We start from the raw sequence: 26387 nt of genomic DNA on the forward strand, positions 1-26387 counted from the left end.
ACCAAATAATGGTGAGGAGATTTTGATGAAAAAGAAAATGCCAAAAAGTTATATGACTGATGCTGAACGTGAGGAATTGCGAGCGCAAGGAGCAGATCAAGAAATTATTTATCTTGCTGAATCAGATGCAGCTGCTAATGCTAATGACACTCAGACGGTATGGGATAGTTTCATCTAATAACCAATCTAAAGGATTAAAAGTTTTTGTTGATTTTCCATGAGGATCAAGAACATATACGGTCCTTTTGTTGATGCGCTGCCGTCTTTCTTTTACAATTGGAGCTATTTCTGTTGATGGATCAAAAACAACAATTGGACCGCTATATTTAAGGCAAGTTGGAATAACATTGCTTGTTGTTTTATATCCTCCTGAACCAGCAAAAAAGAGCATATGAGTTGAATCAAAATCAAGTTTATATGTTAATAATGGATGACTTCCTCCTTTTCCCCATGTTGTTTTATCTTGTGGGTTGAAGGATACATCTTTGACAATATCTTCATCAACTCTATACCTTTCCCCGATAACTATTTCCCCATCGCTTGGAAAAACATCTTCAAGGCGTTTCATGTTCATCCACTGAGCTCCCCCGAAGATCATTTTTTTTGAACTTTTCAAATTTGAATCTGTAGGGGAAGCCGTTACTCTTCGAATACCAGATTGCCCCTTTTCATCTTAATTTGCATGTTGATGATGTTGGGCACACTCTTATTTTTGGACCAAGCGGTGCAGGAAAATTAATCCTTCTTGCTTTTTTTACTTGCGCAATCATGTCGTTATTGGTCAAAAGCAGCAGATAAGAATGGCAAGATCTTCCGGCGTATATAACAAGTTTTTGATAAAGGTCGTTCATTATTTACTTTGTGTCATGCTGTAAGTGGCCGCCACTATGATATTGGAGAAAGTGATGGTAGTTTAAGTGCTTTTATGCCTCTAGCGGATGTTGATAGGGAGGCTGATAATCTCTGGGCTCAAGAATGGGTTGCAATTTGTTACGAACTTCAGACAGGGCGTTCCTCAATACCAAAGCAAAAGATGGAAATTTGTCGTGCAATGCAGCAAATAAAGCAGACGCTTAAGCATATGCGTTCATTAGGTAATTTTGTCACGACAGTTCAAGATAAAGAAATTCATCAAGCTCTTCTGCATTATACACTTTCTGGCGCGATGGGGCATTTATTGGATGGTCAAAAACCGTTTGAAGAAGAGCACAAAGACGTTCTAGCGTGCGATTTAATTTTCAATACCGAAAGCCGTAGCGTTTTCTATTGAAAACTAAGTGATAGATTCTGAAAATTCAGATCTTTCTTTAGAAGGTAGCATTTCCTAAAATTATAGATCTCATATTAAAAGCTTACGAACAAAACGTAGACAATTTATTGCAAAAGCAGCTTAGTTTTTACCAAATAATCTTATTGCCTCATTTTAAAGAATGAAAAAGAAACTAATGCACGACATTTTAAAGTCATTCAATAAGGTTAGTTATAGAATGATAATTCTAAATATGGAAATTAATATATGCCCAAACTAAGAGATTTATTAAACAAAATTCGTCGTTCAACAAAAAATAAAAATGATGTTGTGTTTGAAAAAAAAGAAAAAGCTGTACTTAGAAAAAAGTACAATTTTATATTTTGGAATGCTGAACCATTAAAAAGCACTATTATGCGTTTAGAGAATGACGTTAAGCATGGTAGTTGGTATGATATGATTTATGGAGGATTGGATCTTGCAATGATGCCCGCTTTGATAGAGGAAGCAAACAAAAAATATCCATTGATGAGCCTTAAATTTTCTGCAACACCTGAGGATATTCCCATATTAATAAAAAATGCGATAGATAATAAGATTCAATCTTCTAGATTGATAGTTAATTTAGGAGATGATGCAATCCATTTTGCAGTAATTGATCATCAAACTATCAATAATAGGATGTCTTTAATATTATTTGAGCCTACAGCGTTCAAGCATATGAAGCCGGCAGTACTAGCAATGAGAGTAAAAGACATTCTTGAAGAGAGTCAATTCCCTAATTGTCATTTTGCTATGGCTGAAATGGATATTCAACGGAGTGCTTCTGAATGTGGGATTTTTAGTGTGGCTATAGCTAAAAAGCTTTATTGTGAAGCTGATAAATTAGAAAGACTACACAGAGATAATATTAACAGTGTCTTATGTAAATCAGATACTTTTTTTGTATCTTATGAACAGCTAGATAAGTATCTTCCAGTCACTTTTTACAAACATACGCAGAGCGTAACTCGTCTTAATGAGTATATAAAATCAAATCCGCAAGCTAAACAAGAAATTATTAACAAGAAGGGTGAAGTTATTTTTGAGAGGTTTGACCGGAATTCAGCCGTGATAGATAATAAAAGAGTATCTTGTTCGCCACACAAAAAAAGGATTTATGAATATAAATCTTTGATAAGGTAAATATAAATCTTTGATCAAATTATCAATTTTGAAAAAAATATAAACTTGGGCTTAAGCCTTCTTGGGGTATTTATAGCTCCCTTGTTAAAGGGGTATTTTATTACTTGATAAAGTATACACAATGTATATATGTGCTAAGAAGCAAGCGCCTAAGGAATATTGAATTACTAGCAAGGGTTATGGAAACAACTTCTTCCCTGCATAATTTAGCTATTGAATGCTTATAGTATATAGTGATTCTGTTAGGTAAAAATATATCGCCAAAACAAAGAACTGATTTCTAAAATCGAACTCACATGGGAGAGTATGTAACTTGAAGCGCTTCAAGGAGTTTTTTTATACTGATGTATCTATTATTATCAATTGGTATAAAGAATGGGAAATTATACTGCTAAAGTCTATTGATTTTGAACTGAATACAGAAAAAATATTGCTGATCTTTTAGATCGAGTCATTATGAGAATGCTTGAATAATTTATACAAGATATCTTAAAAAGCAGGTGATTTTCTGTGCTCTGAACTAAAAAGCTATTTAGAGAACTTATTTCGGAAATATGTTTTATTTAACTCATTGTTTTTTATTGAAAAAGGAAAAGCACAAAGATCTACTAAGAAAAAAAATAATGCATCAAACAAAATTCTTCTAGTAAGCATTGTCGGAAAGGTGATGAGAACAGAAATAATAACCTAAGTTAGTAAAAAACTTTACAATGAAGAAATTCAAAATAAACTGAATAAATTAGAAATTATTAAATATTCTATTATATACTCTCTTCTAAAAATTATCCTCCGAACGCGATATATCTTTTGCGTATGTAGCATTGAATTGCTTATTCGAGGGACTTACTAATTTTTTAGGATGTCATAATGAAAAAAATCAGTAATTCTTAAAGGAATCGTTCATTATTACAATATTAATTTAATGATTGGCAATAAGCAATATATGACTGAGAAAAAGGAGTTTTAAATACTCTACAAAATTTTAGATAACAAGCAAATATGATTAAATACGCTAAAATAGCAGCGTAGTTGAATTATCTAAATGTTTGTAATGACATGGAGATGTCAAATTCCTTGTTGAAGAGCGTAGTAGATGAAGTACAAAATAAAAAATCATGTAAGTTCTTCAGAATTTTTATATCAATAGAAGTTAATAGAAAAAATAGAATTAATTGCCATTAACTTAAAGGAATAGTACAAACAAAAAAAAATCTTCTAAAATAACTATGTATTGTTTGTAGAATTTGTAGTGCTTTTTTAAAATTGCACTAATAAATTTAGAAGCATAAAAAATGCTAGTCCAATTGGAAGAAAAGGATTATAAAATAGATTGCAGATTAAAAAAGAGCAGATTATTGAATGTGTTCGCGATATAACTGTATAAAAAATTCGTTTAACACAGTTAAATGCGTGGAAGTTTTTTATTACGTTATGAAACAAATAAAAATGGTTTTTATATAGATTCTCTATATTAAAAAGGAGAAAAAACTGTAACACATCATTTTATCAATTTGAGGACAACCGAAATTTAAAAGATATTATTTCTCAGTACATAAATGTATCTTAGATAATTACTTATGACAATGTAGTTAAAATTAGCTTTTGTATAATCAAGCTCTTAAAATAGAATTTGGTATAAAGTATTCTTTGCAAAAGGAAGAGCAAACTACAAAGCTAGTGATTTTATCGTTAAAATCAAAATGCCATCATTTTTAGAAACGAATATCATTGTTCAAAGCTATTTCTGATATGAAAGATGTTTATAATACGTGATAAATACAAAAGTGATTCACTGTATTTAAGTTGATTCGCAATTTTGCAAAATTACAATTCCACTTAATAGTGTTGCAATAGCTGCAAAAAAGGAAATCTGTTGTTTATCGTAGATAACTTATTGATTTTAAAATTCTAGAAATGGTGCGGGCGTGCACCGTTTGTGCACCAATTTTTTCTTTCCTTAGAACTTTCTACAATATCACCTGATAGCGCGGTTTATCTTTTTTTCTGTTTAATAACTATTTGTTTTTATTTTATTTTATTTATTAAATTGCCTTTTATATATAATCTTGGTACCAGATGAAAGCGCTCCAAGCGCAATTCAAAAGGTGGTTCAAAAGGTGGTTCGAAGAATAAGAACACGTGATAGATTGTCTGTCTTATCTGTAAAAAATCTATCTAAAGGCAAATATGCTGATGGAGCTGGTTTATGGCTTATCAAAACTGCCCCAGATCGAGGACGATGGGTTTTTAGGTTTGATCTCAATAAAAAACGACGAGAAATGGGATTAGGTTCTTGTAGCAATGTATCTTTAAAAGAAGCACGGCTCAAGGCTTCAGCTTGTCGTGATCTTTTGGATCAAGGAATTGACCCAATTCGCCAAAAACAAAAAGAAAATTTGCGTCGGGCAGGGGGTGGTATTTCTTTACGAGAAATTGCCTCTAGTGCTTTTGAAGCGAAAAAAAACGAATTGAAAAATGAAGGAAAAGCAGCAAGGTGGTTAACACCTCTTGAGTTACATGTTTTTCCTAAACTTGGTGATATGCCAATCACTGAACTGACGCAAGTTGATATAAAAGGATGCATTTCTCCTATTTGGAAGACAAAAAACGAAACAGCAAGTAAAGCTCTATCCCGCTTGAATATAGCTATAAAACATGCAGCGGCACTTGGTATAGATGTGGATATGCAATTGATACCAAAAGCAAAAGCTTTATTAGGAAAGTTTATTCAAAATACCCAAAATATTCCAGCAATGCCATGGAAAGAAGTGCCTAAGTTTTTTCAATCTTTAGATGATGAGCTTGTATCAAACCTAGCTTTAAAACTTCTTATTTTGACGGGTGTTCGTTCTATGCCAATTAGGCATATTCGGTCAGAAGAGATTTATGGATCAATATGGATTATCCCAAAAGAAAATATGAAGGGGATTGTTGGAAAGGTTTCTGATTTTCGTGTGCCGCTTACAGCTGAAGCGCTTGCTGTTATTGAAAAAGCAAAAAAAATAGAAAAAAATGGTTTTTTATTTTCAGGGAGTTCTGGAAAGCCTATATCTGATGTAACACTTTCTAAATTCATGAAAGAAAAAGGTTTTAATTATAGACCCCATGGTTTTCGTTCAAGCTTACGGGATTGGATAGCAGAAACAACGTCAACACCGTTTGAGATTGCAGAATTTGTTCTTGCACATTCAGTTGGGAGTTCGGTGACAAAGGCCTACATGCGAACGGATTTTTTGGAACAACGACGTGTCCTCTTAGAACAGTGGGCGTCCTTTATATCAGGAGCGACTTGACATTATTTCTGTAATGTGTATTTTCGATTCAGGTGCCTAAGAAACACCTTAAATACCAAGCGGATTGGTTGCCGAAATAATCTCTTCTCGCCGAAATTTAAAAACTTTGACTCATTGCATGCTTTGTAGCATATCAAGGTCTTGTCGGGTGTGGTTACACTATACAATACTTTGTCGAGTCGTGAGATTGCCGAATTATGTGGTAAAAGACATGACCATGTTATGTGTGATATTAAGAAAATACTTGAAGAATTATACTCTGAAAGAGATTTCCCCAAATTTGGAGGCACCTATTTAGATAGGCAGGGAAAGACGCAAAACTGTTACAACCTTCCCAAGCGTGAATGTTTAATTCTTGTTTCTGGATACAGTACTGTATTGCGTTCTAAGATCATTGATTGTTGGATAGAGCTTGAGGTGCAATCAGCTTTACAGCTGAGACATGACTTTGATGATCTTAACTATCTTCGCCAATATGTTTTGACAAATTATCCTAAAATTATGGGTATCATCTTTGGTCGTCTTTTGAAAATAGATGAAATCGAAAAAGAGCTTAAGCATTACAAATCAGTTACAAAAGAAGCCAAGCGTATTCTAGAAAGTTTCGTTGTGGAAGCTGCTTAGCTTAAAACACAATTCATCTCCCCGCTTTAAAAGCAGGGAGGGATAAAAATTATAAATGGCATGTCTTATCCTCGAGGATTTTTCGGAAAGTTTTTCCAATTATGTAAGTATTTGAATAGGACAGCTGTTGCAGCATTCATTTTTCCTATGCCTTAAAGGACAAGGAGGAGATTGGATGATGTTCGTAAAACATTACTAGTCTTTAAGCTAGAGAAGAAATTGTTTTATATAAAGATTACATTTTATACCAATATAGTATGTTTTTATGTAAATACTATGATTCGATATTTTTGATCCCGGGAATGCAATGGCAAATACTAAAAAAATTTCTTTAAAAAAACTTAAGCTTGATCTAAAAAAACCTAGAATTCCTAGATGTGCAACAGAAAAGGATGCTATAAATTTTCTTTGCAAGACAGAACAGATATCAGAATTAGCCAAAGATATTGCTGAAAATGGGATTTCTCCATGTGAAAAGCTTATAGTATTGCAAGATGAAAAAAAGTACATTGTTGCTGAAGGTAATCGGCGGCTTGTTGCGCTCAAACTTCTTGATAATCCTAATTTAACCCCAGAGCCTCTTTTAAAAACATTTAGCAAATTTAGTGTAAGCCGTAAAGTTCAAATAAATTCTATAGAATGCGTGATTGTTTCCGATAGAGAAAAGGCTAATCATTGGATAGAGACAAAACATTCCGGGCAAAACAACGGAAAAGGTGTCAAGCCATGGAATGCCATACATAAGGCACGATATTTTCCAAAAAATGAGAATAGATTTGCGTATCTATTATTTGATTTTTTGTTGGAGGATGTTTCACAATTCTATAAGATTACCAATGTGACGCGTTTTATTTCCGGATCTACTTTTTTGAATATACTGGAATCTATTATAATAAGGAGATAGACGAAGTTACCTTTTCATGTTCATATGAAGAAAATTCTGCACTTGATAATTTTCTGAAACAATTTGTACGAGATATCCTTGGAAATAAGTTAAATTCTCGTGACTACAATAATAAAGAAAATAGAGAAAAATATTTTGAAATATTATCTCGGCAATTTGGTTTGATTAAGTCAAGTTATTCTAAAAATGATTTTAACAAAACCAAGATTAAAAACGGTAAAAAAGAAACAGAATATTCTAAAAGACAATATAGTCTATTTCCAAATGATGCGAATGAAGATAAAAATTATCAAAAACAAAAATCATTTCGTCAGATCTATGATGAAGAAATTGCAGATCAGTTGCGGAAATTAGATATTATAAAACCCATCAGTATATATTCTTCAATCAAAAAATTAGGCGCCAATGCTGATACACCTCTTATATATATATAGCATTTAGTTGTTTATTTGAAGGGCTGACAGGTCTTTTAGGGCGTCAAGGAAAGCTACCTTTTGATGATTTTTTAAAGGGACATTCATTATTAACAACCAAACTTGGTGATACGCAGTATATAAATGAAAATCAAAGAGGTATTTCAGATACTCTAAAAAAGATTAGAGAACAAGCCAATACAGCGAAACACGCTTTTCTTGCAGTACCTTTGACTTATGCAGATGTTGCTAATGATATCCAGATATTAAAGCCAATATTAATACAATTAATTAATGAAGTATATGAAAAAAAAGTTGCAGAAAACTCTTCAAATCTTATAGCTAATGCTGTCCAATACGAATAAAATATGATAACATAATTTTTGTTCTAGTAGGGTCCACAGAGATGGCTTACACTTATTCTCCATTAAGGTATCTGGGCGGCAAGGCTGTACTTTATGGAAAAGTCAAAGAAATATTTGAGAAAAATGCATTAAATGGCTGTTCCTATAGAGAGCCATTTGCTGGTGGGTGCGGGCTTGCTCTAAAGCTTCTTTTAAATGGTGATGTTAAAGATATTCACATTAACGATATTGACCCATTCATTTGGAGTTTTTGGCATTGTGTTTTGCACAAGACAGAAGAATTAATAGAAAAAATTAACACAACTACCATTAGTTTAGAAGAATGGTACACACAAAAAGAAATTTCTCCTGAAAACGCAGATGTACTTAGCACAGGATTTGCAGCACTTTTTTTGAATCGCACAAATAGATCAGGAATCATTAAAAATGCTGGTCCAATTGGAGGAAAAGGACAAATCGGTACTTATAAAATAGATTGCCGGTTTAATAAAGAGAATATAATTGAACGCATTCTTCGCATAAGTAAACAAAAAGAGAGGATACATTTAACGCAACTGGATGCGCAGGAATTTTTGCGACGTTATGCGACGAATGGAACCGAAAACACTTTTCTTTATATAGATCCTCCATATTTCAAGAAAGGAAGAGGGTTGTATACTTCGTTTTATCAAGCTAAAGATCATCGTGATTTAGAAAATATCATCTCACGACATGTAAATGTGCCTTGGTTAATTACCTATGACAACGTAGAAGAAATTAAATGCTTGTACAATCAATATCCTAAAATAGAATTTAATATACGGTATTCTCTACAAAATAAGAGACAAGCTCAAGAATTGATGGTTTTTTCATCAAAAATAAAAATTCCACAATCATTAAAACAAAATATAGTGTCGCTTTGCAATGCAGCTTAGATGATTTTATAACAAAAATCCATTCTTTAAAAGCTATCAAGTTTGATCGCTATCAATTCAATTTCATATTTTAAGGAGATGTAGGTGGCTAATTTTTGAAAACCATTGCTTCAAATGTGCAAAGACATTGTATATCGCATCCATAAGACGCGCAAAATCAAGGATAAGAAAAAAGCTATCTACTTCATAAAACGAGACATCATTTTCACACTTTGATAGGTGAGTATTATTTCCTGAAGCATTTCTTTTTCTACCCATGTTTCCATCGACACAAGTACTCACCTTGCTTGTTATGCTTTAAGATCTCTCTTGCTAAATGCGAACTGATGCTGTTCAGATCTTGCCGGCTTAAATAAATAGGGAACCAACCAACACAAGAAGAAACATATTTATTTGTCGCGCACCCACTCAGAGAGATCAGCACGCACATCGGCATCACTTTTCTTATTAACTTCATTTTCTATTTCCAGCCGTGTTATTGCTCTCTTGACAATAGTCTCTGTTTGTTTTTGCCGTTCAGTCTTTTTGCCCAAACGAAAAGCCTTCACTAAGGCTACAAAAAAGGCGGTTAAAACCGCCATCACCATCACAAAAGATCTTTTTCCCCACAAGATCATAAACCTTGCTCTCGTAAGCGCTTAGCAACCAATACTAATCCAAGACAGGACGCAAAAACTATAATCGTTGCTAAAGCATATTGTACAGGACCGCTTCCTTCTAACAATTCCGCAAGTCCTGAAACAGCACCTATAATAGGAGCAAGAACTTCTGCTTTTAAAATTTTTGTTGGTTCTTGCGCTTCTGCTGTTTGATAATGAGAAGAAACATAAGCGCCTTTTGCCCATAAGCCTGCTTCTGCTGCACGTCGGTGTACGAGACCGTTCAAACGTTTTCCTCCTGCTTTTATCCATTTCTGTAATTCGGATGGCACCGCTTCATATTCACCTTTGTTAAGCTTTTTTAACAGTGTAGAATTGCAAAAAGCTACTGTTCCTATATTATAGCAAAAGGACACTAATGCCGCGAATTGTTCATTTGTTAAGGAAACTATAACAGCGCGTTCAACGGCATTCTCAAATTGTCTTAAGTCTCGGCAAAGAAGTTTTTCTGCTTGCTTTTCAGTGATTGTCATGCCTTCGTAAACAAAAGGTTCTCCAGCAGCGTTGGTGTGTCCATAACCGATTGTCCACACACCAATGGCGTCTTTATAGGCGTTCAAACGCAAACCTTCCCATTGTTTGATAAGTGCAAGTCCTTCTGATGATATTTTTCGCATATGCCTCTCCATAAAAAAGCCCCACACAAGGTGAGGCTGAGTGAAAATCTAAAAATAAAATTCTTTCCTTCTTGACATATATTCGTTTATAAACGAATATATATTATGTTTGAAATACGTCACTACCTTACCTCTGATGGCAAAGACTTGATATCTGATTGGCTGCGAAAGCTGCGTGATGTGCAGGCTAAAACTGCAATTATTCGCCGTCTTAATCGTTTAGAGCAAGGAAACTTTGGTGACTTCAAGCCGCTTCGTGATGGTGTCTATGAACTGCGTATTAATATTGGTCCTGGTTACCGAGTTTATTATGCCCAATCTGGAAAAACCGTATTATTGTTATTATGCGGTGGTAGCAAAAAAACACAAGACACTGATATCACTCGCGCATGTGCTTGCTGGTGTGATTGGCAAAACCGTGAAGATTAAAGGAGTGCAAGAATGAAAGACCGTAACCATGATGATGCGATGGCAGAAATATTTCATGAAGACCCTGAGTTGGCAGCAGCTACCCTTGATGCCATCCTAGCAGATGGTGATCAGGGTGAACTGCTTGTAACTCTACGCCAAATGGCCAAAGCTTATGGTGGTGTTCAAGCTGTCGCTAAAGCAGCCAATCTGAATCCAACACAACTTTACCGGACACTTTCAGAAAATGGTAATCCAGAGCTCCGTAATTTAAATGTTTTGCTGCGTACTATGGGGCTTCGCTTGACTGTAAAACCTCTTGAACGACCCATCCCACACGTTTAATCTGAGTTTGCTATTTTCCTGTTAAAGCCTACCTTAAAGATGGGGAACGGCGTGTTTTTCTTTATAGAAAAGCTCCACATAAGGTGAGGTTAAGTGATATCTTAAAAATTGTAATTATTGCATTTTATTAAAAATCTCGTTTCATGTAACTTTATTCTGTGTTATACGTTACATGAAACAAAAGGAGATTTTATTATGGGTACAATGCATGTTAATGAACGTGTTCAAAAACATCGCAACGCACAAAGAAAAGCAGGATTGCGCTTAATGCAAATTTGGGTACCAGATACACGCCAGCCAAATTTTGCAGAAGAGTGTCGTCGCCAATGTCGCTTAGTAGCAAAAATGGATAAAGCTGATACATCTATACAGTTGTTTATGGATCAATCTTTAATGGATGTTGATGGTTGGACAGAATGATGCGTGGTTCTCTGGTAACAATAGCGATACAAGGTGATTTTGGTAAACCAAGACCTGCATTGATTATTCAAGCTAATCAATTTAGTGAACATACCAGCATGACGGTTTTACCAATTACAAGTACACTTGTTGATGCACCATTACTCCGCATTACGATTCAGCCAAACACCAAAAATGGCTTACAAAAACCTTCGCAAGTAATGATTGATAAGATTATGACTGTAAGGTGTGATAAAATGAGTTCCATTTTTGGCTCTCTTAAAGAAAAGGAAATGCTAGAGATTGAACGTTGTTTGGCTGTGTTTTTAGGGATAGTAAAATAAAAATTGGATTTCTTTTTCGGATAGGAATATGCTTTTTATCATCATTAGATAAGATAGCTTTATTCATGTGTCTTCCTCATCCATATGGATGACGCCATCGCTTTCATCACATGCGTCTGGTTGAGCGTTTGGATCAAGGATATCATCCTTGTCTGGTTTTGTGTTTGCAACGTTTCTAGCGGTATCTTCTTGTGCTTTATCAAAAAGTTCGCAGTCTATTTTTGTTGTGTAGCCTCCTGTCTTATCAAGTTTATGTTTAACACTTTTGATACGCCATTCTGCTGGAATATAGGGACGAAAAGGAGGCTCTTGAATAAGTTTTGCTTCTGCTTGTACAAAGGGATTACCGCCGATATCACAGGAAAAAGAAGATTTTCCACGAGATGATTTATTGCGATAAGCAGCAATGGCCGCAACAGCTTCTGATTGGTTATGGTAGGTATATTTGAGTTCATGAAAAGGTTCTTTACCAACCTTGACTTCCTTTTTTTCACCAGTGCGGATATCGTGATAGGTTGCAAGGACACCTCCTTTTTTCTCTTCTTCTTGTTCTTGCTTTTCAGGTGTTTCTGCTGCTGTCTCTGCTTCAGGCAAACCGTCGGCGTCATTTTCATCCATATGAATAACATCTTCTCCTTCATCGATTTCTTCGGCTTCTCGTGCGTTGGCAGCAGCCTTTTGATCGTCCCCCGCATCTGTCTTTAAGCCATTGGCCATACCGGCTTCATCCCGTGAACTGTATTTAAAATCCCAAGAGGTACAATGTTTCTCATGGATGATAACAACAGGGATGGTTTCACCGGTTATAGCTTTGCCTTCACCTCGTTTGGCAAGCACTAATTTACCATCAACAGGCTTTGCTACTGCATCATATTCTTCTGCAAGGCGTGTGGCAAAAGCCATATCGCTTTCTGTTGTTTGATCAATGTGACGCACAACAATTTTTGCAAGAGCAGGATCAACTTTTGGTGTATAGCCATTGCGCTGTGCTATCTCTTGAATAATGTTGCCTAAAGTTTGCTGGTGATAGGATTGGCTTTTAGGTGTTCTATAAGATGTGTTCATGGAGGCGGCGCGACCTGTAACACTTAAGGTTTGTGGTGGGCTGCTTACAGAGATTTCATCAATTAGATAGGCTCCCATATCACGGTTTTTACCGCCTTCATAACCAAGAGTTATAGAAATGATTGTTCCAATGAGAGGTATGTCAAGAAAGCCATTATCGCACTCACGCGCACGATCATCAAGCTCTATGGTGATGCGATCGCTTTTGTCTTCTGCTTCATCGGTAATTTCAATCGACAAAACATAGTCCATAAGTATGCGTGTAATATCCTCCCCATTTGCCATCACTGTGCAAAAAGGTTTCATTGTTTGTTGCCCCAAATTCTGATCACAGGTGTGGCTTTAGGATAGGGGAGGGATGGTAGGAGTATAGTGATACCTGCTTTTAAAATTGGCCCATAGTCTGCAAGACCAAAATTAGCCGCGTAGACGCGTTCAACAGCAAGCGCTTGTTGACCTTTGGCATAGTATTTCCAGCAAATGGCATCCACCATATCGCCATCTTTAGTCATATAAAGGTCCCTCATAGGTCTTCACCATATTCTCTCAACTTTATCGTAAATTCTTGTTTTTTGGGTGTGCCATTATAATGAAAAACACTTTGTTTTTCCTCTACGGAAAGGATGACAAACTTACCTAAAATTGTGCCTTGACCGGTCACAAGGATGTGAGGACCGTTATGCGCCATTTGCCGTAAATGTTCTATTTGTCCATGACCGCCTTTGAAATCTGGATAAACGATACCTTTTAAAGAAAACGCAGCATTTGCAGCAGCTGGCAATTGAAGCGCTGCTTTACGTCCCAACCGACCTTGTTCAACCCATGGAATGTCATAGGTCATATCGAGGACTTGATAGGCTGCTGTTTCAATGGAAAAGATAAAACCACCTAAAGCTAACATCATGATGATTAATCCGAAAGACTAGAAGCTATAGCCAAGCGCTGTTGTTTGGCATAGTGTTCAAGGGCTTGATTTACGGCGGCGCGGATTTCGTCTTTTAAACCATTGGGAACGGAAATATTTAAATTTGAAATCATCACGCGGGCGTCTACTTCTACCGGCTTATGAACTGTGATTGGTTCTGGAACCTTGAAAGATTCAACCTTTACAGTTTTAGCCTGCATTTGTCCTGTTTCAACTACGCCTGTATTGGAACTGCTTTTGCTTCTTCCAGATGGAGAATAGGGGACCATTGCTGTATCAAGCATTCTTTTTGCACGAGCATTGGTTTCATCGGTAAAGGTTTTAATAGTTTGAGTTGAAGTTTTGTTGATTGAAACATTAAAGCCTAGCTTTTCTTTCATCCAGTTTGGCATCCAACTGGTTAGTCCATTCATCATATTGCCAAATTCGTTATACAGATCATTCCATTTTCTTTTGATACCTTCCAAAAGACCGTTAATCAGGTTGGCTCCTGCCTCCATTAAATCGACGCCAAGCAACCATTTAATGAGTTCATTAATTTCTTTTGCTATCCAAGTGAGTGGTGAAAAGTTTTTAAAAAGAGTGAAGAGTTGATCAAAAACGTTACTGCATAAGCTAGCAAAAGAATCCAATAACTTGCTTATGAAGTTTATAACTGTATCCCAGTTTTTGTAGAGCAGATATCCAATTCCAATAAGGGCTGCAATGCTAGTCATTATCCAGCCTATGGGTGTAGTCATGATTGTGATACCAAGCGATATAAAAGCAGAAGAAACAGCAGTTATTGCCGAAATCAGTGAGCCTACAAAAGTTAAAGCAAGACGAGCGACTGCAGAGCAAACAGTTACGATTGTTGAGAGGAGTGATCTTCCAAGAGTTGCAGAAAATCTAATAAAAGCTTTATCTGCTACGATTATTTTTGAGAGTAGGGATTTTCCAAGATTGACAGCTAGGCCGGTAATTTTAGAACCAACAGAAGTGAAGGCTGAAAGCACCGGTCCTGAAAAAGCGAAAGCAAGCCTGATAAAAACTGCACTCATTATGGCTAGTGATGTAAGCAGCCAGCCATTGATTTTATTCCAGTTTTTGTAGAGCAGATATCCAGCAGCAACAAGAGCTGTAATACCACCAAGTATCCAGCCGATAGGTGTTGTCATGATTGCATAGCCAAGCGTGACGAACGCTGCTCCCGCTGCGGCTAATGCGGCAATGAGTGGTCCAAAAATGAATGAACCAATGGCTACAAGACCTACCTTAAAGACGGTTATTTCACCAATCAAAGGCTCTAGCCAGCGAAACCAGCCTTTAATTCTCTTTGTAAGATCACTGATACTTTTTCTCAAATTAGAGGTAGGGTTAAGCAAATCATTAAAGACTTTTTTTACGCTTTTAGCCCATCCAGCAACTGTTGTTTGGATGAGGTCACGGTTTTCATCAATCAACTTTGAAAAACCGTCAATCATATCATTGAGCACTGGCATGAAGCGTGCTCCAATAAAGCTCGCGATACCACCTATTTTTTTCTTAAAGGCACCAAGCTTATCACTTAAATCTGCTGCATAGCGTGCGACGTCGGCTCCTATTAGCCATTTTCCTTTTTGTGCTTTTGCAAACAGTTCTTTGATTGGCTCCATCCCTTGCGCAAGCATGGCTGCCATTTCCTTGCCGTCACCACCAAACAGCAGAGCAGCAATGTGCTGTCTTTGCGCTTGATTTTTCATCTTACTCATCTTGTCGGTAATTTCTTCCAGTAAGACAGAGTTTGATTTGAGTTTTCCAGAAGCGTTTTTGACCGAAATACCAAGTGCCTCAAAGCCCATAATACCTCTTTTTTGTCCAGCATATGCTTGTGCTGAACGCCTATTTAAAGTGGCTAGGGATTGTTGAAAGAGTTCGGCAGAATATCCTGAATTATCGGCCGCATCACCCCATAATTGAAGCGATGTAACACTCATCCCTAAATGGCGTGATGCATGGTGTAGACTATCGCCCATATGCATGGTTTTCATAGTAACAGCAGTTAGACTGGCCACAAGACCACCACCTGCAAGCCCTAAAGCACCAGTAAAGACTGAAGCACGGTTTGCAGCTGTACCAAGAGCACTTTGAACGCCATGAAGGCTCGTTGTCATGTTTTTTACAGCAGCAGAAAAGCGCGGAATACTCAATCTATGTGAGAGTGTTTTTGACAATGTATCGAATTTTTTTTGAAGATGTTTAAGAGGTGTGGTGAGTTTGTCTTCAAGGGACAGCTTAACCTTTGCATCGGCAACTTTTTCATTCATTTTGTTTTATACCTTTCTGCTGCTTGTTTTCGCCAGAATATTAGTTCTTGCAGTTCCATTTCCATCATGTCTGAAAGTGACCAATGGAACACAATGGCGATATCGGCTATGAGTTTAGCGGCGGTTTCCCAGTCGAGGTGTCCCGCCGCTTGATAAAAGACTCCAAAATCTCTCCAATGCTCGACAAGTCATTAATATCCAGTTCTTCAATCGCTTCATGTGGCCATCCGGAAAGGCGTGCAATCATAGCAATTGTTTGTTCAATACCTTCTTTCTTATCAATGGCTTGCACATCTTTTGTTTTGGGACGTTGTAAGGTAATTTCGGTGTGTTCTTTTCCTTCAAAGGTCACAGGAATAAGTAATTTGTGTGTAATACTTTTTTGTATAGTCATTTTTTATAATCCTAAGTTTTCTTTATGGTCTGCTAATTGATTGATACCATTGAATTTTCTAATCAAGTTGAGAACGTCTATCTCAACAATTTCAACGTCCTTCTGGACATATTTAAAATACTGCAATGTGAAGGTAGCTGTCGATGTTGCTTTGCTTCCTGGTTGCCATTCTGCCATTTCAAAGCCTTTGCAAAGCCCTCTCATGGTAATGATAACACCTTCTGCGGGCGTGCCTTGTGCTTGCATTGAACTGCGCAATGAGATGTCAACGTCTGTGCGTCCTAACAGTGTCATTAATTCTGGAGAACAATCAGAAATGGTCATGGTAAGTGTAAGTGTTTCAAGACCAAGATCAACTTCAATGGTGCTATCCATGCCACCGCCACGATAGTTGTCTACAATCAAGCTTAAGTTTGGCAGGGTGACGCTTTCACATTTTGCTTGATAGGGAATGCCGTCGACAAAAATGTTAAAATATTTCAAAACTCTTGGTAAAACGGGTATGGCCATTAAAAAATCTCCTCTAGGTAATCATTGATGATTTGTGAGCGGAACGTGATGTGTTCTGCTGGTGTGGTTGGGGTGAATTCAACATTGAAATAGACTCGGCCGTCTTGAATGGCGCTTGTTGTGTTAAGCTCTAGATCTGGTGTACAGCGCCCACCAAGAATGGCGCCTTGCGCTTTTAAATCACGTAAATAAGCGTTGACGCTTTCACTTACATCGTTGAGGTATGTCCTTTTGATGTTACGATCAACCGCCCATAGATGCCCGCGCAAAATAGCATCATTGATCATATCCGCAGTTCTCACTACCGATAAGAAAGCAAATTTTGTATCGTTTGAAAGAGTGCGATTTCCCCAAAGACGATAACCGTTTTCGCGGATAATTGTTGTGATGTTTTGTTCGTTAAGAAGGTTGGCACGGCTGGATCTATCACCAATGGAAAAATCAATCGGGCGGGAAATTCCTACAATGCCATTGATTACTTTGTTTGAAGGTGAATGCCAAAAGCCATGTGTGAAATCAGTTTTAGCAATGACACCAGCAATCGCTGCGCTTGCTGGCTGTTCTAAGATTTTTCCATCACGATTCAGCTTTACAAAAGGGTCAACGATAATGGCGCGCTTTGAATCAAAATCCTTTGCTGCACTAAGGGCTGCTTCATCTGTCGTGTTTGGTGCATCAAGCACCACAATAGCGCGTAGGCGTTCAGCAATGCCAATGAGTTCTGCCGCTACTGGATTAGAGGTTGTACTGATTTCGGCTTTGGCTGTCGCTCCAGTACCATCTCCTTCAATCGTCACATTTGGGGTGGTTTGATAATCAAAGCCACTGTCCTTAATGACAACAGAAGTTACTTTTCTATCTTTCAAGATTGCTTCTGCTTCTGCACCGCCTTCGATTTTAACGGTTGCTTGAGTGTAACCGTTTCCTTGGTTTATCACATCAATCTTGCTAAGACTTATAGGGCGTTTGTGTGTAAAGCCTGGAGCGATGAGAATACGTGGTGTTTGTCCCACAACAGATTGTGCTCCAATGAAAGCATGAACACCTTCATAAGCGCCATTTGCGTTCACACCGCCCAGAACATTGGTGAGTGTTGCATTTTCATTGTCACCCTCGTTCACACGCACGACAACAACAATGGCACCCACTTGCTTAAAAATGAGATCAAGGGCATTAGGTAAGGTGCCTTGACGCTTGCCTGTTTTATCCAGTTTAGCTGCTTGTGAAAGAGAACCCGTTACCAAAACGGGTGTGTTAAGGGGAAATGCTCGGTCATCAGCATCGGGTGCTGTGCCAACAATTCCGATAACGGCCGATTGTACCGCGCGAAGGGGTCGGGTGCCGTCGTCAACCTCGACAACTTCAACACCGTGTAGAAAACCTGTTGCCATACTTTATACTCCTTTAAAATAGTGGCTAATGAAGTGAATGTGAAAAATGAGAGGTAAAAAGCCGCTTTTGAGAACGACTTGACAAAATATTCAAAATCGTTAGATTCATACAAAGGTGCTTGAAAAACACCTTAAAACAACAAGCGGATTGGTTACCGAAATAACTGATCTTCCGTAATTTAAAAGCTTTGACTCATTATATGCTACACGCATATAATAGCTTTGTCGGGTGTGGTTACGCTATACAATACCCTTTCGGGGGAAAGGCATAACGACGGGCTTGTTGCCGTGTTTTTCAGCACCCGGCATTCTTTGTGGAGTGTTATTACTTTTAGGATTTTTCAAAAAATAATTGACAGTTTCTGTGAACAGCTATAGTCTGATTGGCAGGCTTAAAACACCTCGTAACTAATCGGTTCAACAGTATCCCGAAAGATCGTTGCCCATCATAAGAAATTTTGTCCAGGGTCTTCGTGTGTATGTCCAAGGGTGTGGGGAATACCCATAAAACAGTTATACAGTTAGTACGCAATAATCGTAAGGATTTTGAGGAATTTGGTTCACTCGGATTTGAAATCCAAGTGAGTAAAAGAGATGGTAAAGGTGGTCAAAAGAGAGAAGTTGCTATCCTTAATGAACCACAAGCAACCTTACTCATGACTTATATGCGTAACAATGATATGGTGCGTGCATTTAAAAAAGCACTTGTTAGAGCTTTCTACGATTTAAAAAACCAGTTAATTGATAATGACCGTGATACACGCTTTGATTTTCCAAGCAACTGGGATGAGATGGGAGCTACTGAAAAAGCTGTTTACATTTATGGACCGCTTCACATGCATCTTGTGAAAGCCTTTACATTAGCAGAAGAGAGCAAACATTACAAAACGCTTGTTGAAGAAGCTAAGCGTGTTTTAGCAAACCCGATTGTAAAAGTAGCTTAGACCTACAATATAATTTTATCTCCTCGTTTCAAAAGCGGGGAGGTTTAATGACTCTGTTCCATTTGTATATCCACTTTATTAGCTGTTAATGTTGGAATTGAAGATACATCAATGTCCCTCAAGGCATGCCATGTATCATAATTGGCTTGAAGCTGTAACCAGAGGGCAGGTCCGTTTCCTAACAATTTACCAATGCGAGCCGCTGTTACGGCTGTGACTGGACGTTCTCCTTTAAGGATGCCATGTAGATGTTGACGTGATATTTGAAGAATCCGAGCAATTTCGGTTTTGCTTGTATCTAAATGCTCCAAAGATTCAGCTAAAATTTCTCCTGGATGAGTAGGACAACGATTAGGATTACGTGTAGTCATGGATAGTTTCCTTTACAATTAATCTTAAAACCTTCAATGATATTGCTCTAGATCAACATGGTAAACGTGTCTGTCTTTAAATTCAAAAGTGATACACCAAGGACCGTTGATATGAATTGTGTAGCGAGTTGGAGTAAAGCCTTTAAGCATATGAAAATTATAACCTGGTACATTGACATCACTAACTTGAGAAGCCGCATCAAGAGTATCAAGACGGCGAATAATACGCTGTTGAAGCCTGCTATCAATCTTACTTTTTCCTGTTTCCCAAAGAGATTGTAGGTCTTTATTTTTAAATGTTTTGATCATAGCAAACTCAATAACTTTATTTTAAGTAAAATGTAATGTATTAAGTGACAATTGTCAACAAAAATGTTACAGTTAAATATTGTTAATGGAATACTGTAGAACTAAAAGAATTTAAGAAATGAATATCAAACCAATTTGTACAGAAAGAGCTTACCAAGAAGCTTTAGAAATTGTGTCTGCGATGTTTGACAATCAACCTAAAGAGAATACTCCAGAATTTGATAGAATGAAAACTCTTGTTTTGTTAATTGAAGCTTATGAAACAGAACATTATCCTATTTAAATTTTTTCTTGCGGTTCTTTTACAGGCTCTACAGGTGCGTCTGTTTCTGCCATTTCAGTAGATGAGAGCTGTTTTGTGCTTTCATCAACAGCGGTCGGGAAAAATTGCCCGTCTTTGTAAATCCAGCCAATTTGTGCTTCCTTTGACCGAATTGCTTCACCATCAAAGTCGTGAACATAATCTTCTGATGCGACGATAATATTTGTTACCACACCATTTTCAACAATTGCATATTCCATGAAGTGCTCCTATATAAAAAATTTCAACAAGATAGCTCCATCTCCGCCATCGCCACCGATTGTACCCCCATCCTTTCCACGAAAATAGCCTCCACCTCCACCGCCTCCGTTAGCGCCATAAGTCGCCACCATTACCGCCTCTGTTAGCTCCATAATCGCCACCATTACCGCTTCTTGAGTTCTTTCTGCCACCGCCTCCACCTCCGCCGCCGCCATAAATACTGTTTTCACCATCATTTCCATGATTACTACCCAAGTGGCCACCGCCACAGCCACCTCTACCACCGTCAAAAATTTCATCCCGGTATGGAGGTATAGCTGTCGTTGTTTCACTACAATTACCATGACGACCCTGTTGACCACCCTCTGCACGAATAATTCCTTTGATAAAGGTCGCTCCACCAAGACCTCCATCGCCACGATTGTCGGCGACACCACCACTGCCTCCACGACCAACCTGAGCTATTGTCGATTTTTTAAGGTCTAATCCTCTAATTCTAACATGCGCACATCGAGCACCTCCACCCCCACCGCCAGCCTTTCCATTTCCACCATCACATCCACCACCTCCACCACCACCCCATGCCCATATTTCAATTACTGTGTCATCAGTGACACCCTCAGGCAATGGAGTGGTACCGCTTTCTGTCATGAGGATTTCAACAGTTTTTTTGGTGAATAAAGCTATCAATTTATCAATTTCACTTTTCGTATAAACAGCTTCACCATCGACTTTAAGCGGTCCTTTAAGCTTGCTTTCCGTTGTGCTTAAACTTGTAACCACTTCACCGTTATGGGTGAGGCTAAGCGAGGAATTGCCAGTGAGTTCCACATCACCACTCATAGTCACTTTGTTGTTAAATTTGTTATCATTTTGCCATTCATTGGCTTGTGCTAAACGCCCATAGCTTGTGAGATCTTCATTGATTTTGGCTCTAAAGTCGTCAAGTCCTACGATATCTTCTGTTTTATGTTGATGCGCACCTAACAATGATATTGCACTACCAAAGGTAAAATTATTATTGCTTGATTTGTAGAGCACATAATTGTTAGCCGCATCTTGTGCACCCTCGATATCGCTTAAATCAGCGAATGAGAAGGTTTTATCAGCTGCCATCTTGCCTCTGAGGGCTGTTTCAAGATCTGTGACATCACCTATGCTATGCGTATGTTTTAAAGGCGCTTTTTCGTCTATCTTTCCCTCAACGTCAGCAATGGCTTGATCAATTTTGGTCAAGTTTTCCCGCAAGATTGGGAATTCAGAACTGATAAAGCGTCCTTCTTTTGGCAGTTCCATGTCGAGTTTTTTGGTTTTGGTCATGTCTGTTCTCCCATCATAATATGCCAGCGCCGAAATCACACACCATAGATCGTGCGGCAGGTCCACCAGTGAGTGTGAGTTTGAGGCGCGCTTGTTGTGCTGATTTATCATCACTGATAAATTTGCGCTCTGTCCAAAGAGGTTCCGATAGCTGTTCTGTTTCATCTAGTTCCAAAGGGCTAAAAGAACCATCATCCAGTTGCATCTCCAGTGTAAAGGATGAACCACCAGGCAAAAAGGTTTTGATATAGCTGGTAAGCCTCGATTTTTCACCAAAGGCAAAAGCCCTGGTGATATAGGTTGCTTCTTTATGAACTTTTCCTGCAATCAATTGAACAGGAGCAAATAACACGGGTGAAAGCTTTTCTGTGCCTTTGAGAATAGCGCGGAGGTGAACTTTTTCACTGATATATTCAGTAAGATTAAGCAATTGAAAGGGCAGTAGTTGATAAACTGTGCCGTTGTTGCGTTCAATTTCAAAGATGACAGAACACTCACTTGAAGGCAATTCAATGGCTGCACGTATTTGCAAATCAGAGCAGTCAACAAGATCAAACTCACCTAAAGGAACGGTTTTTTCTGTTTGTGTGTAGCGGGCTGCTAACACTCGAAATGCTAAGGCTTCATCTTGATGTGCGGTCCAGCTTTGTGCGTTGACAGAAGAAAAGCGCGGACCCGTCACATAGGGATGGCTTGAGACATATCTTTGGCTCTCTGCATCAAAATCACCAAGTTTGGCCAGTGAGACAGAATGGTCACCATCATCAGTTTTAATGACAAAAGCGGTCAGACGATCATCGGGGATTAATAAGGGGACATCATAGCGTGCTTTTGCCCATCCGGTTTTTGCACCTTTCATGGAATAGGATGTTTGGGCTTGAATATCGGCGGTAGGATAGCCGTTTTCAGTGGTGACTAAATCGATCATTAAATCATGAGAAGGATTGCCAATTTTACAAAGATGGAAATCAATCCCTGTGATTTGTCGTGTTTCATCGGGTCTTCTTTGGGCTTTAACAGCTGACTTGTAATCTACTTATATCTATGTAATAATATGCATTATGGATAGATTTGTTGGGATAGGTAAAGCAGCTCAAGTTTTAGGTGTTTCGATTAGTACTTTACGTCGTTGGGAAGGTGAAGGCAAGATTGTTTCTGAGCATACAGTAGGAGGACACCGGCGTTATGACCTATCCAAGCTGAGACCTGAGCTTTTTCATTCGAGAGAACTGTCACAAAGAAAAACCATTGCTTATGCACGTGTATCGAGCCATGATCAAAAAGACGATTTAGAGCGACAAAAACAGGTTCTCGAGCTTTATTGTGCAAGCCAAGGTTGGACTTATGAACTCATTTCTGATTTAGGATCCGGAATGAACTATCGTAAAAAAGGTCTTAAACGTTTATTGGATGCTCTCATTGAAAATGAAATTGGTCGTTTGGTGATTACACATAAAGATCGTTTATTGCGCTTTGGTGCAGAATTGGTCTTCGCCATTTGTGAAGCCAAACAAGTTGAGGTTGTCATTCTTAATCAGGGGGAAGAAAGCAGTTTTGAAGAAGATTTAGCCAAAGATGTTTTAGAAATTATTACTGTCTTTAGTGCTCGTCTTTATGGAAGTCGTTCGAGAAAAAATCAACGGTTATTAGAGAATGTTCGTCAAGCTGTAGAGGCCTCGCAATGATTGTTGCTCACAAAATAGCTCTAGACTTAAACAATAAACAGCGAAGCTATATGGCTCGAGCTAGTGGTTGTGCACGCTTTGCTTATAATTGGGCACTGAAAGAATGGCAGCAGCAATATGAAGCATGGAAGCAAGATAATAATTTACCAAAGCCTAATGACTATGGTCTACGTAGACAATTCAATTCTCTAAAACGAGAACAATTTCCATGGATGATGGAAGTTACTAAAAATGCTCCACAAATGGCAATTATTCAATTGGGTGTGGCTTTTAAAAATTTCTTTTCAGGGAGAAGCCGATATCCCACTTTTAGAAAGAAAGGAGTGCACGATCGTTTTACTTTAACCAATGATCAAATACAGTTGCAAGGTTCCAAGATAAGAATTCCCAAACTTGGTTGGGTTCGTCTGCGAGAACAATTGCGATTTCAAGGAAAGATCTTGTCAGCAACCATTAGCCGTAAAGCGGATCGGTGGTTTGTAAGTCTTAGTGTTGAAACAGATAATCAAAAGCCACTGAACGAGAACCAAGTTATTGTTGGTATTGATTTAGGCATCAATGCACTTGCAACGCTTTCGACAGGAGAGACCATAGGAGGTGTTAAACCTTATAAGGCTTTGCTAAATCGTTTACGGCGCTTGTCTCGAAGGCTAAGTCGTAAGCGAAAAGGCTCGAGTAATCGTTATAAGGAGCAACAAAAACTCGCTAAGCTTCATGCACGGATAAGCAATATCAGAACAGATCATTTGCATAAGGTTACAACAGATTTAATTCAGCGTTTTGGGACGTTTTGTCTGGAAGATCTTCATGTAAAAGGTTTGTTGAAAAACCGGCATTTATCGCGTTCTTTTGCAGATCAAAGTTTTTTCGAGTTTCGCCGTCAATTGGAATATAAAGCAGTACGTTATGGTCGACAGATTGTTATTGCAGATCGTTGGTATGCGAGCAGTAAGATCTGCCATCATTGCGGATGTAAGGCTGAAAAGTTACCTCTTAGCATACGTGAGTGGAGATGTTCTCATTGTGGTATACACCATGATAGAGACATTAATGCCGCAATTAATTTAAAAAACTTGGCGGTGAGTTCCACCGTGTCAGCCTGTGGAGAGGAAGGCCCTGGCCAATGTCTTATGACTTTGGTGAAACCAGCCTCAAAGAAGCAGGAAATCAACAGTATATTTAATCAGAAATGATCACATTTACATAAGTTTGATAGAACGGTACGTATAGTTCTCCAAAGCCCAGGCTCGGCGCTTGCTACGGTGCTAAGGTATCGATTTTTATCTGCCCATTGCGAAACCGTGTACGGTGGATCCGGCTGTCGTGCGTCATTGGCATTGGCGAAAAATTCTTCGACTGCATTTTCATCCATTATTCGTTTCTTGCAAGTTTTCTAACTCTGGAGAATGAGGATCATGAAAAGGCACTGGAATATTAACAGCCTCAAGCAAAGCGGTTCTCATAGTATAATCAATGGCACCAATAAGGCTGGCTGCATCACATCCAACTTGTGCAGCAATGCTTGCACCAAAACGATGAGGAAAATTCAACATGGCATCACGGTGTGCTCTTCCAAATTCACGCGCTGCCTTTTTCATTTCTTCTCGATCAACAGTTGTTTCGCGTAAACGTTCAAGGGCAATCTTTTCGCTTTCAAGTGCAACTTGCATTCGCTCCAGTTTAATTTTGTATTCATTAGCTCCATCTGTGGAGGCTTGTTTGATCTTTGTCCGCGGTTGACCATCAGGCGCTAAAAATGGGGGTGGGCGCTTTGTTGGATTCTCATTCCAAATGGCTGTTGCAACGGCTTCATTGACAGAACCATCTTCAAAAAGAGCCGCATCAAATTTACCTGTTTTAAAACGAGAAATCACCGCATTAGGTGAAACACGCATCTTTTTCGCAAACGCACGAACTGATAGACCTTTTCGAGATTTCTTATTCATAATTTCTCCTAGCTTTACTTCTCTGCTATAAGAAGTAAGAGTTTACGGTGTTACGAATGATTGACAATCAGGTATAATCGGGCATACATTCCGGTATGCAAACGGATACGCTCCAAGTCACACGAGAATTATTGGTTTTCAAAAAAAACTTTAAAATAAGCTGTGGCTACACAAAAGAAGATTTGGAAGCCGTGGTTCTCCACCATTGACAGATGAAGAACTTGCACATCTAAAGCCAGCTAAAGATGTTTTACCACCGTCCTTCTTTAAATATGTAACAAAAGACCGCCGCAAACGTGGGCTTTAACAGGTGAAAGTCTTAAAAAAAGCAAGCGTTTGCTAAACAAAACTACCTTTCCATTCTAAAAAACAATGCTTTACAGTTGAAATTGTACTTCAATTGTATTACATTGAAATACAGTTGAGAGAGGAGAAATCATTATGGCTGCCAGTCGTATGGTTCAAGCGCGTGTACCAGAAGAAATTCAAAATGTTGCTAGTCAAGTTATTCAAGCTTCAGGTTTATCAGTAAGTGATGTTGTGAGAGTGTTGATGACACGTATTGCACAAGATAAAGCTATTCCGTCCTTCTTGTTTCAACCTAATGCGAAAACTATAGCGGCTTTTGCAGAACTAGAGGAAGGTAACTTAAAAAAGTTTCATTCCGTAGACGAATTATTTGACGATCTCTATGCGGACGATTGAACGTACCACTATCTTCAAACGTGATTTCAAGCGTGAAATGAAAGGACGGTATCGGCATCTTTTAGATACTGATTTGCGCCAAATCATTGCAGCATTAGCAAATGATCAACCTTTAGAACCTCGATATCATGACCATGCATTAACTGGGAATTGGAGCAATTATCGGGATTGCCATATTCGACCTGACTTAGTGTTGATTTATCGCTTGATTGATCAAGATCGATTGATTTTAGTGCGTCTGGGCTCCCATTCAAAACTTGATCTTTAAACCACCTCCCCATTGTTGAGAACGGGG

Annotated in this window: 33 protein-coding genes and 4 pseudogenes; 18 read left to right on the forward strand and 19 right to left on the reverse strand. The window is 38.2% G+C overall.

The window, feature by feature from the left end; genetic code table 11:
- The first annotated feature begins 25 nt into the window (after positions 1-25).
- Positions 26-178, forward strand: coding sequence for a hypothetical protein (locus ACJTDF_RS01615; protein WP_407966250.1), 153 nt, complete (start codon positions 26-28; stop codon positions 176-178).
- On the opposite strand, the pseudogene ACJTDF_RS01620 reads toward ACJTDF_RS01615, so the two are convergent.
- Positions 161-640, reverse strand: a pseudogene (locus ACJTDF_RS01620) (type IV secretory system conjugative DNA transfer family protein); the annotation flags it as partial. The gene ACJTDF_RS01615 and the pseudogene ACJTDF_RS01620 sit on opposite strands and share 18 nt — an antisense overlap.
- Positions 641-859: 219 nt before the next feature.
- Here ACJTDF_RS01620 and ACJTDF_RS01625 point away from each other — a divergent pair.
- The 7 genes and pseudogenes from ACJTDF_RS01625 to ACJTDF_RS01655 all read left to right on the forward strand — a co-directional run bounded on the left by ACJTDF_RS01625 (position 860) and on the right by ACJTDF_RS01655 (position 8947).
- A complete protein-coding gene (locus tag ACJTDF_RS01625) occupies positions 860-1270 on the forward strand; it encodes a hypothetical protein (protein ID WP_407965866.1) in 411 nt (136 codons plus the stop codon).
- Between the two features lie 246 nt (positions 1271-1516).
- On the forward strand, positions 1517-2434 hold the full coding sequence (locus tag ACJTDF_RS01630; protein WP_407965867.1) for a YopJ/AvrA family T3SS effector serine/threonine acetyltransferase: 918 nt from the start codon (positions 1517-1519) through the stop codon (positions 2432-2434).
- A gap of 2117 nt (positions 2435-4551) precedes the next feature.
- The gene (locus ACJTDF_RS01635; protein WP_407965868.1) at positions 4552-5727 is read left to right on the forward strand and encodes a tyrosine-type recombinase/integrase; all 1176 of its coding nucleotides are present in this window, start codon (positions 4552-4554) and stop codon (positions 5725-5727) included.
- 132 nt (positions 5728-5859) lie between these two features.
- Positions 5860-6153: pseudogene (locus ACJTDF_RS01640) on the forward strand (Rha family transcriptional regulator); the annotation flags it as partial.
- Between the two features lie 505 nt (positions 6154-6658).
- Positions 6659-7255 carry a ParB N-terminal domain-containing protein gene (locus tag ACJTDF_RS01645; RefSeq protein ID WP_407965869.1) on the forward strand — a complete coding sequence of 199 codons (597 nt, stop codon included), beginning with the start codon at positions 6659-6661 and terminating at the stop codon, positions 7253-7255.
- Positions 7256-7416: 161 nt separating this feature from the next.
- The gene (locus tag ACJTDF_RS01650; protein WP_407965870.1) at positions 7417-7689 is read left to right on the forward strand and encodes a hypothetical protein; all 273 of its coding nucleotides are present in this window, start codon (positions 7417-7419) and stop codon (positions 7687-7689) included.
- A 385-nt stretch (positions 7690-8074) separates the two neighbouring features.
- Positions 8075-8947, forward strand: coding sequence for a DNA adenine methylase (locus ACJTDF_RS01655; RefSeq protein ID WP_407965871.1), 873 nt, complete (start codon positions 8075-8077; stop codon positions 8945-8947).
- Between the two features lie 63 nt (positions 8948-9010).
- On the opposite strand, the pseudogene ACJTDF_RS01660 reads toward ACJTDF_RS01655, so the two are convergent.
- From ACJTDF_RS01660 to ACJTDF_RS01670, 3 genes and pseudogenes are all read right to left on the reverse strand, one after another.
- Positions 9011-9213, reverse strand: a pseudogene (locus tag ACJTDF_RS01660) (hypothetical protein).
- 123 nt (positions 9214-9336) lie between these two features.
- Positions 9337-9564, reverse strand: coding sequence for a hypothetical protein (locus ACJTDF_RS01665; protein WP_407965872.1), 228 nt, complete (start codon positions 9562-9564; stop codon positions 9337-9339).
- Positions 9561-10223, reverse strand: a complete 663-nt coding sequence (locus ACJTDF_RS01670) for a lysozyme (RefSeq protein WP_407965873.1) — start codon at positions 10221-10223, stop codon at positions 9561-9563. The genes ACJTDF_RS01665 and ACJTDF_RS01670 overlap by 4 nt, the downstream gene beginning before the upstream one ends.
- A gap of 105 nt (positions 10224-10328) precedes the next feature.
- Here ACJTDF_RS01670 and ACJTDF_RS01675 point away from each other — a divergent pair, with 105 nt between their 5' ends.
- The 4 genes from ACJTDF_RS01675 to ACJTDF_RS01690 all read left to right on the forward strand — a co-directional run bounded on the left by ACJTDF_RS01675 (position 10329) and on the right by ACJTDF_RS01690 (position 11719).
- Positions 10329-10652 carry a type II toxin-antitoxin system RelE/ParE family toxin gene (locus ACJTDF_RS01675; protein WP_407965874.1) on the forward strand — a complete coding sequence of 108 codons (324 nt, stop codon included), beginning with the start codon at positions 10329-10331 and terminating at the stop codon, positions 10650-10652.
- Positions 10653-10664: 12 nt separating this feature from the next.
- Complete coding sequence (locus ACJTDF_RS01680) at positions 10665-10976, forward strand: DNA-binding protein (RefSeq protein ID WP_407965875.1); 312 nt, start codon at positions 10665-10667, stop codon at positions 10974-10976.
- Positions 10977-11171: 195 nt separating this feature from the next.
- On the forward strand, positions 11172-11396 hold the full coding sequence (locus ACJTDF_RS01685) for an antitoxin MazE family protein (RefSeq protein ID WP_249677663.1): 225 nt from the start codon (positions 11172-11174) through the stop codon (positions 11394-11396).
- On the forward strand, positions 11396-11719 hold the full coding sequence (locus ACJTDF_RS01690) for a type II toxin-antitoxin system PemK/MazF family toxin (RefSeq protein WP_249677692.1): 324 nt from the start codon (positions 11396-11398) through the stop codon (positions 11717-11719). The genes ACJTDF_RS01685 and ACJTDF_RS01690 overlap by 1 nt, the downstream gene beginning before the upstream one ends.
- A 63-nt stretch (positions 11720-11782) precedes the next feature.
- Here ACJTDF_RS01690 and ACJTDF_RS01695 read toward each other — a convergent pair whose 3' ends face one another.
- The 8 genes from ACJTDF_RS01695 to ACJTDF_RS01730 are packed head-to-tail and all read right to left on the reverse strand — an operon-like array spanning position 11783 to position 18289.
- The gene (locus tag ACJTDF_RS01695) at positions 11783-13090 is read right to left on the reverse strand and encodes a contractile injection system protein, VgrG/Pvc8 family (protein ID WP_407965876.1); all 1308 of its coding nucleotides are present in this window, start codon (positions 13088-13090) and stop codon (positions 11783-11785) included.
- Positions 13087-13311 carry a tail protein X gene (locus tag ACJTDF_RS01700; protein WP_407965877.1) on the reverse strand — a complete coding sequence of 75 codons (225 nt, stop codon included), beginning with the start codon at positions 13309-13311 and terminating at the stop codon, positions 13087-13089. The genes ACJTDF_RS01695 and ACJTDF_RS01700 overlap by 4 nt, the downstream gene beginning before the upstream one ends.
- The gene (locus tag ACJTDF_RS01705) at positions 13308-13688 is read right to left on the reverse strand and encodes a phage tail protein (protein ID WP_407965878.1); all 381 of its coding nucleotides are present in this window, start codon (positions 13686-13688) and stop codon (positions 13308-13310) included. Before ACJTDF_RS01705 ends, ACJTDF_RS01700 begins: the two co-directional genes overlap by 4 nt.
- A gap of 5 nt (positions 13689-13693) precedes the next feature.
- On the reverse strand, positions 13694-15994 hold the full coding sequence (locus ACJTDF_RS01710; protein ID WP_407965879.1) for a phage tail tape measure protein: 2301 nt from the start codon (positions 15992-15994) through the stop codon (positions 13694-13696).
- Positions 15991-16062 (reverse strand): GpE family phage tail protein, encoded by a 72-nt coding sequence (locus ACJTDF_RS01715; protein WP_339373813.1) that lies wholly within the window; start codon positions 16060-16062, stop codon positions 15991-15993. Before ACJTDF_RS01715 ends, ACJTDF_RS01710 begins: the two co-directional genes overlap by 4 nt.
- A 38-nt stretch (positions 16063-16100) precedes the next feature.
- The gene (locus ACJTDF_RS01720) at positions 16101-16388 is read right to left on the reverse strand and encodes a phage tail assembly protein (protein ID WP_249677653.1); all 288 of its coding nucleotides are present in this window, start codon (positions 16386-16388) and stop codon (positions 16101-16103) included.
- A 3-nt stretch (positions 16389-16391) separates the two neighbouring features.
- Positions 16392-16898: a phage major tail tube protein gene (locus tag ACJTDF_RS01725; protein WP_407965880.1), complete on the reverse strand. Its 507-nt coding sequence runs from the start codon at positions 16896-16898 to the stop codon at positions 16392-16394.
- Positions 16898-18289 carry a phage tail sheath subtilisin-like domain-containing protein gene (locus ACJTDF_RS01730; RefSeq protein ID WP_407965881.1) on the reverse strand — a complete coding sequence of 464 codons (1392 nt, stop codon included), beginning with the start codon at positions 18287-18289 and terminating at the stop codon, positions 16898-16900. The genes ACJTDF_RS01725 and ACJTDF_RS01730 overlap by 1 nt, the downstream gene beginning before the upstream one ends.
- Before the next feature lie 479 nt (positions 18290-18768).
- Between ACJTDF_RS01730 and ACJTDF_RS01735 the strand changes: the two genes are divergently transcribed.
- Positions 18769-19233: a Rha family transcriptional regulator gene (locus ACJTDF_RS01735; RefSeq protein ID WP_407965882.1), complete on the forward strand. Its 465-nt coding sequence runs from the start codon at positions 18769-18771 to the stop codon at positions 19231-19233.
- 44 nt (positions 19234-19277) lie between these two features.
- On the opposite strand, the gene ACJTDF_RS01740 is transcribed toward ACJTDF_RS01735, so the two are convergent.
- On the reverse strand, positions 19278-19604 hold the full coding sequence (locus tag ACJTDF_RS01740; RefSeq protein ID WP_208431508.1) for a HigA family addiction module antitoxin: 327 nt from the start codon (positions 19602-19604) through the stop codon (positions 19278-19280).
- A gap of 33 nt (positions 19605-19637) precedes the next feature.
- Positions 19638-19913 (reverse strand): type II toxin-antitoxin system RelE/ParE family toxin, encoded by a 276-nt coding sequence (locus ACJTDF_RS01745; protein ID WP_407965883.1) that lies wholly within the window; start codon positions 19911-19913, stop codon positions 19638-19640.
- 118 nt (positions 19914-20031) lie between these two features.
- Here ACJTDF_RS01745 and ACJTDF_RS01750 point away from each other — a divergent pair, with 118 nt between their 5' ends.
- Positions 20032-20196: a hypothetical protein gene (locus tag ACJTDF_RS01750; protein ID WP_407965884.1), complete on the forward strand. Its 165-nt coding sequence runs from the start codon at positions 20032-20034 to the stop codon at positions 20194-20196.
- Here ACJTDF_RS01750 and ACJTDF_RS01755 read toward each other — a convergent pair.
- The 4 genes and pseudogenes from ACJTDF_RS01755 to ACJTDF_RS01770 form a co-directional block, all read right to left on the reverse strand.
- Positions 20193-20435, reverse strand: a complete 243-nt coding sequence (locus tag ACJTDF_RS01755) for a hypothetical protein (protein WP_407965885.1) — start codon at positions 20433-20435, stop codon at positions 20193-20195. The genes ACJTDF_RS01750 and ACJTDF_RS01755 overlap by 4 nt on opposite strands.
- Before the next feature lie 9 nt (positions 20436-20444).
- A complete protein-coding gene (locus tag ACJTDF_RS01760) occupies positions 20445-20588 on the reverse strand; it encodes a hypothetical protein (protein WP_407965886.1) in 144 nt (47 codons plus the stop codon).
- Complete coding sequence (locus ACJTDF_RS01765; protein WP_407965887.1) at positions 20545-21756, reverse strand: Bgr_08870 family protein; 1212 nt, start codon at positions 21754-21756, stop codon at positions 20545-20547. Before ACJTDF_RS01765 ends, ACJTDF_RS01760 begins: the two co-directional genes overlap by 44 nt.
- A gap of 13 nt (positions 21757-21769) precedes the next feature.
- Positions 21770-22756, reverse strand: a pseudogene (locus tag ACJTDF_RS01770) (DUF4815 domain-containing protein); the annotation flags it as partial.
- Between the two features lie 61 nt (positions 22757-22817).
- On the opposite strand from ACJTDF_RS01770, the gene ACJTDF_RS01775 reads away from it, so the two are divergent.
- Both ACJTDF_RS01775 and ACJTDF_RS01780 read left to right on the forward strand, forming a co-directional pair.
- A complete protein-coding gene (locus ACJTDF_RS01775) occupies positions 22818-23441 on the forward strand; it encodes an IS607 family transposase (RefSeq protein WP_407965888.1) in 624 nt (207 codons plus the stop codon).
- On the forward strand, positions 23438-24634 hold the full coding sequence (locus tag ACJTDF_RS01780) for an RNA-guided endonuclease InsQ/TnpB family protein (protein WP_407965889.1): 1197 nt from the start codon (positions 23438-23440) through the stop codon (positions 24632-24634). The genes ACJTDF_RS01775 and ACJTDF_RS01780 overlap by 4 nt, the downstream gene beginning before the upstream one ends.
- A 171-nt stretch (positions 24635-24805) precedes the next feature.
- Here ACJTDF_RS01780 and ACJTDF_RS01785 read toward each other — a convergent pair whose 3' ends face one another.
- Complete coding sequence (locus tag ACJTDF_RS01785) at positions 24806-25387, reverse strand: hypothetical protein (protein ID WP_407965890.1); 582 nt, start codon at positions 25385-25387, stop codon at positions 24806-24808.
- A 441-nt stretch (positions 25388-25828) separates the two neighbouring features.
- On the opposite strand from ACJTDF_RS01785, the gene ACJTDF_RS01790 reads away from it, so the two are divergent.
- On the forward strand, positions 25829-26092 hold the full coding sequence (locus tag ACJTDF_RS01790; protein WP_078680035.1) for a type II toxin-antitoxin system RelB/DinJ family antitoxin: 264 nt from the start codon (positions 25829-25831) through the stop codon (positions 26090-26092).
- Entirely contained in the window at positions 26079-26360 is a 282-nt protein-coding gene (locus ACJTDF_RS01795; protein ID WP_407965891.1) for a type II toxin-antitoxin system YafQ family toxin, read from the forward strand. The genes ACJTDF_RS01790 and ACJTDF_RS01795 overlap by 14 nt, the downstream gene beginning before the upstream one ends.
- Positions 26361-26387 lie beyond the last annotated feature (27 nt).

Origin of the sequence: Bartonella bennetti (assembly GCF_045945445.1) — a bacterium.
Classification (GTDB): domain Bacteria; phylum Pseudomonadota; class Alphaproteobacteria; order Rhizobiales; family Rhizobiaceae; genus Bartonella.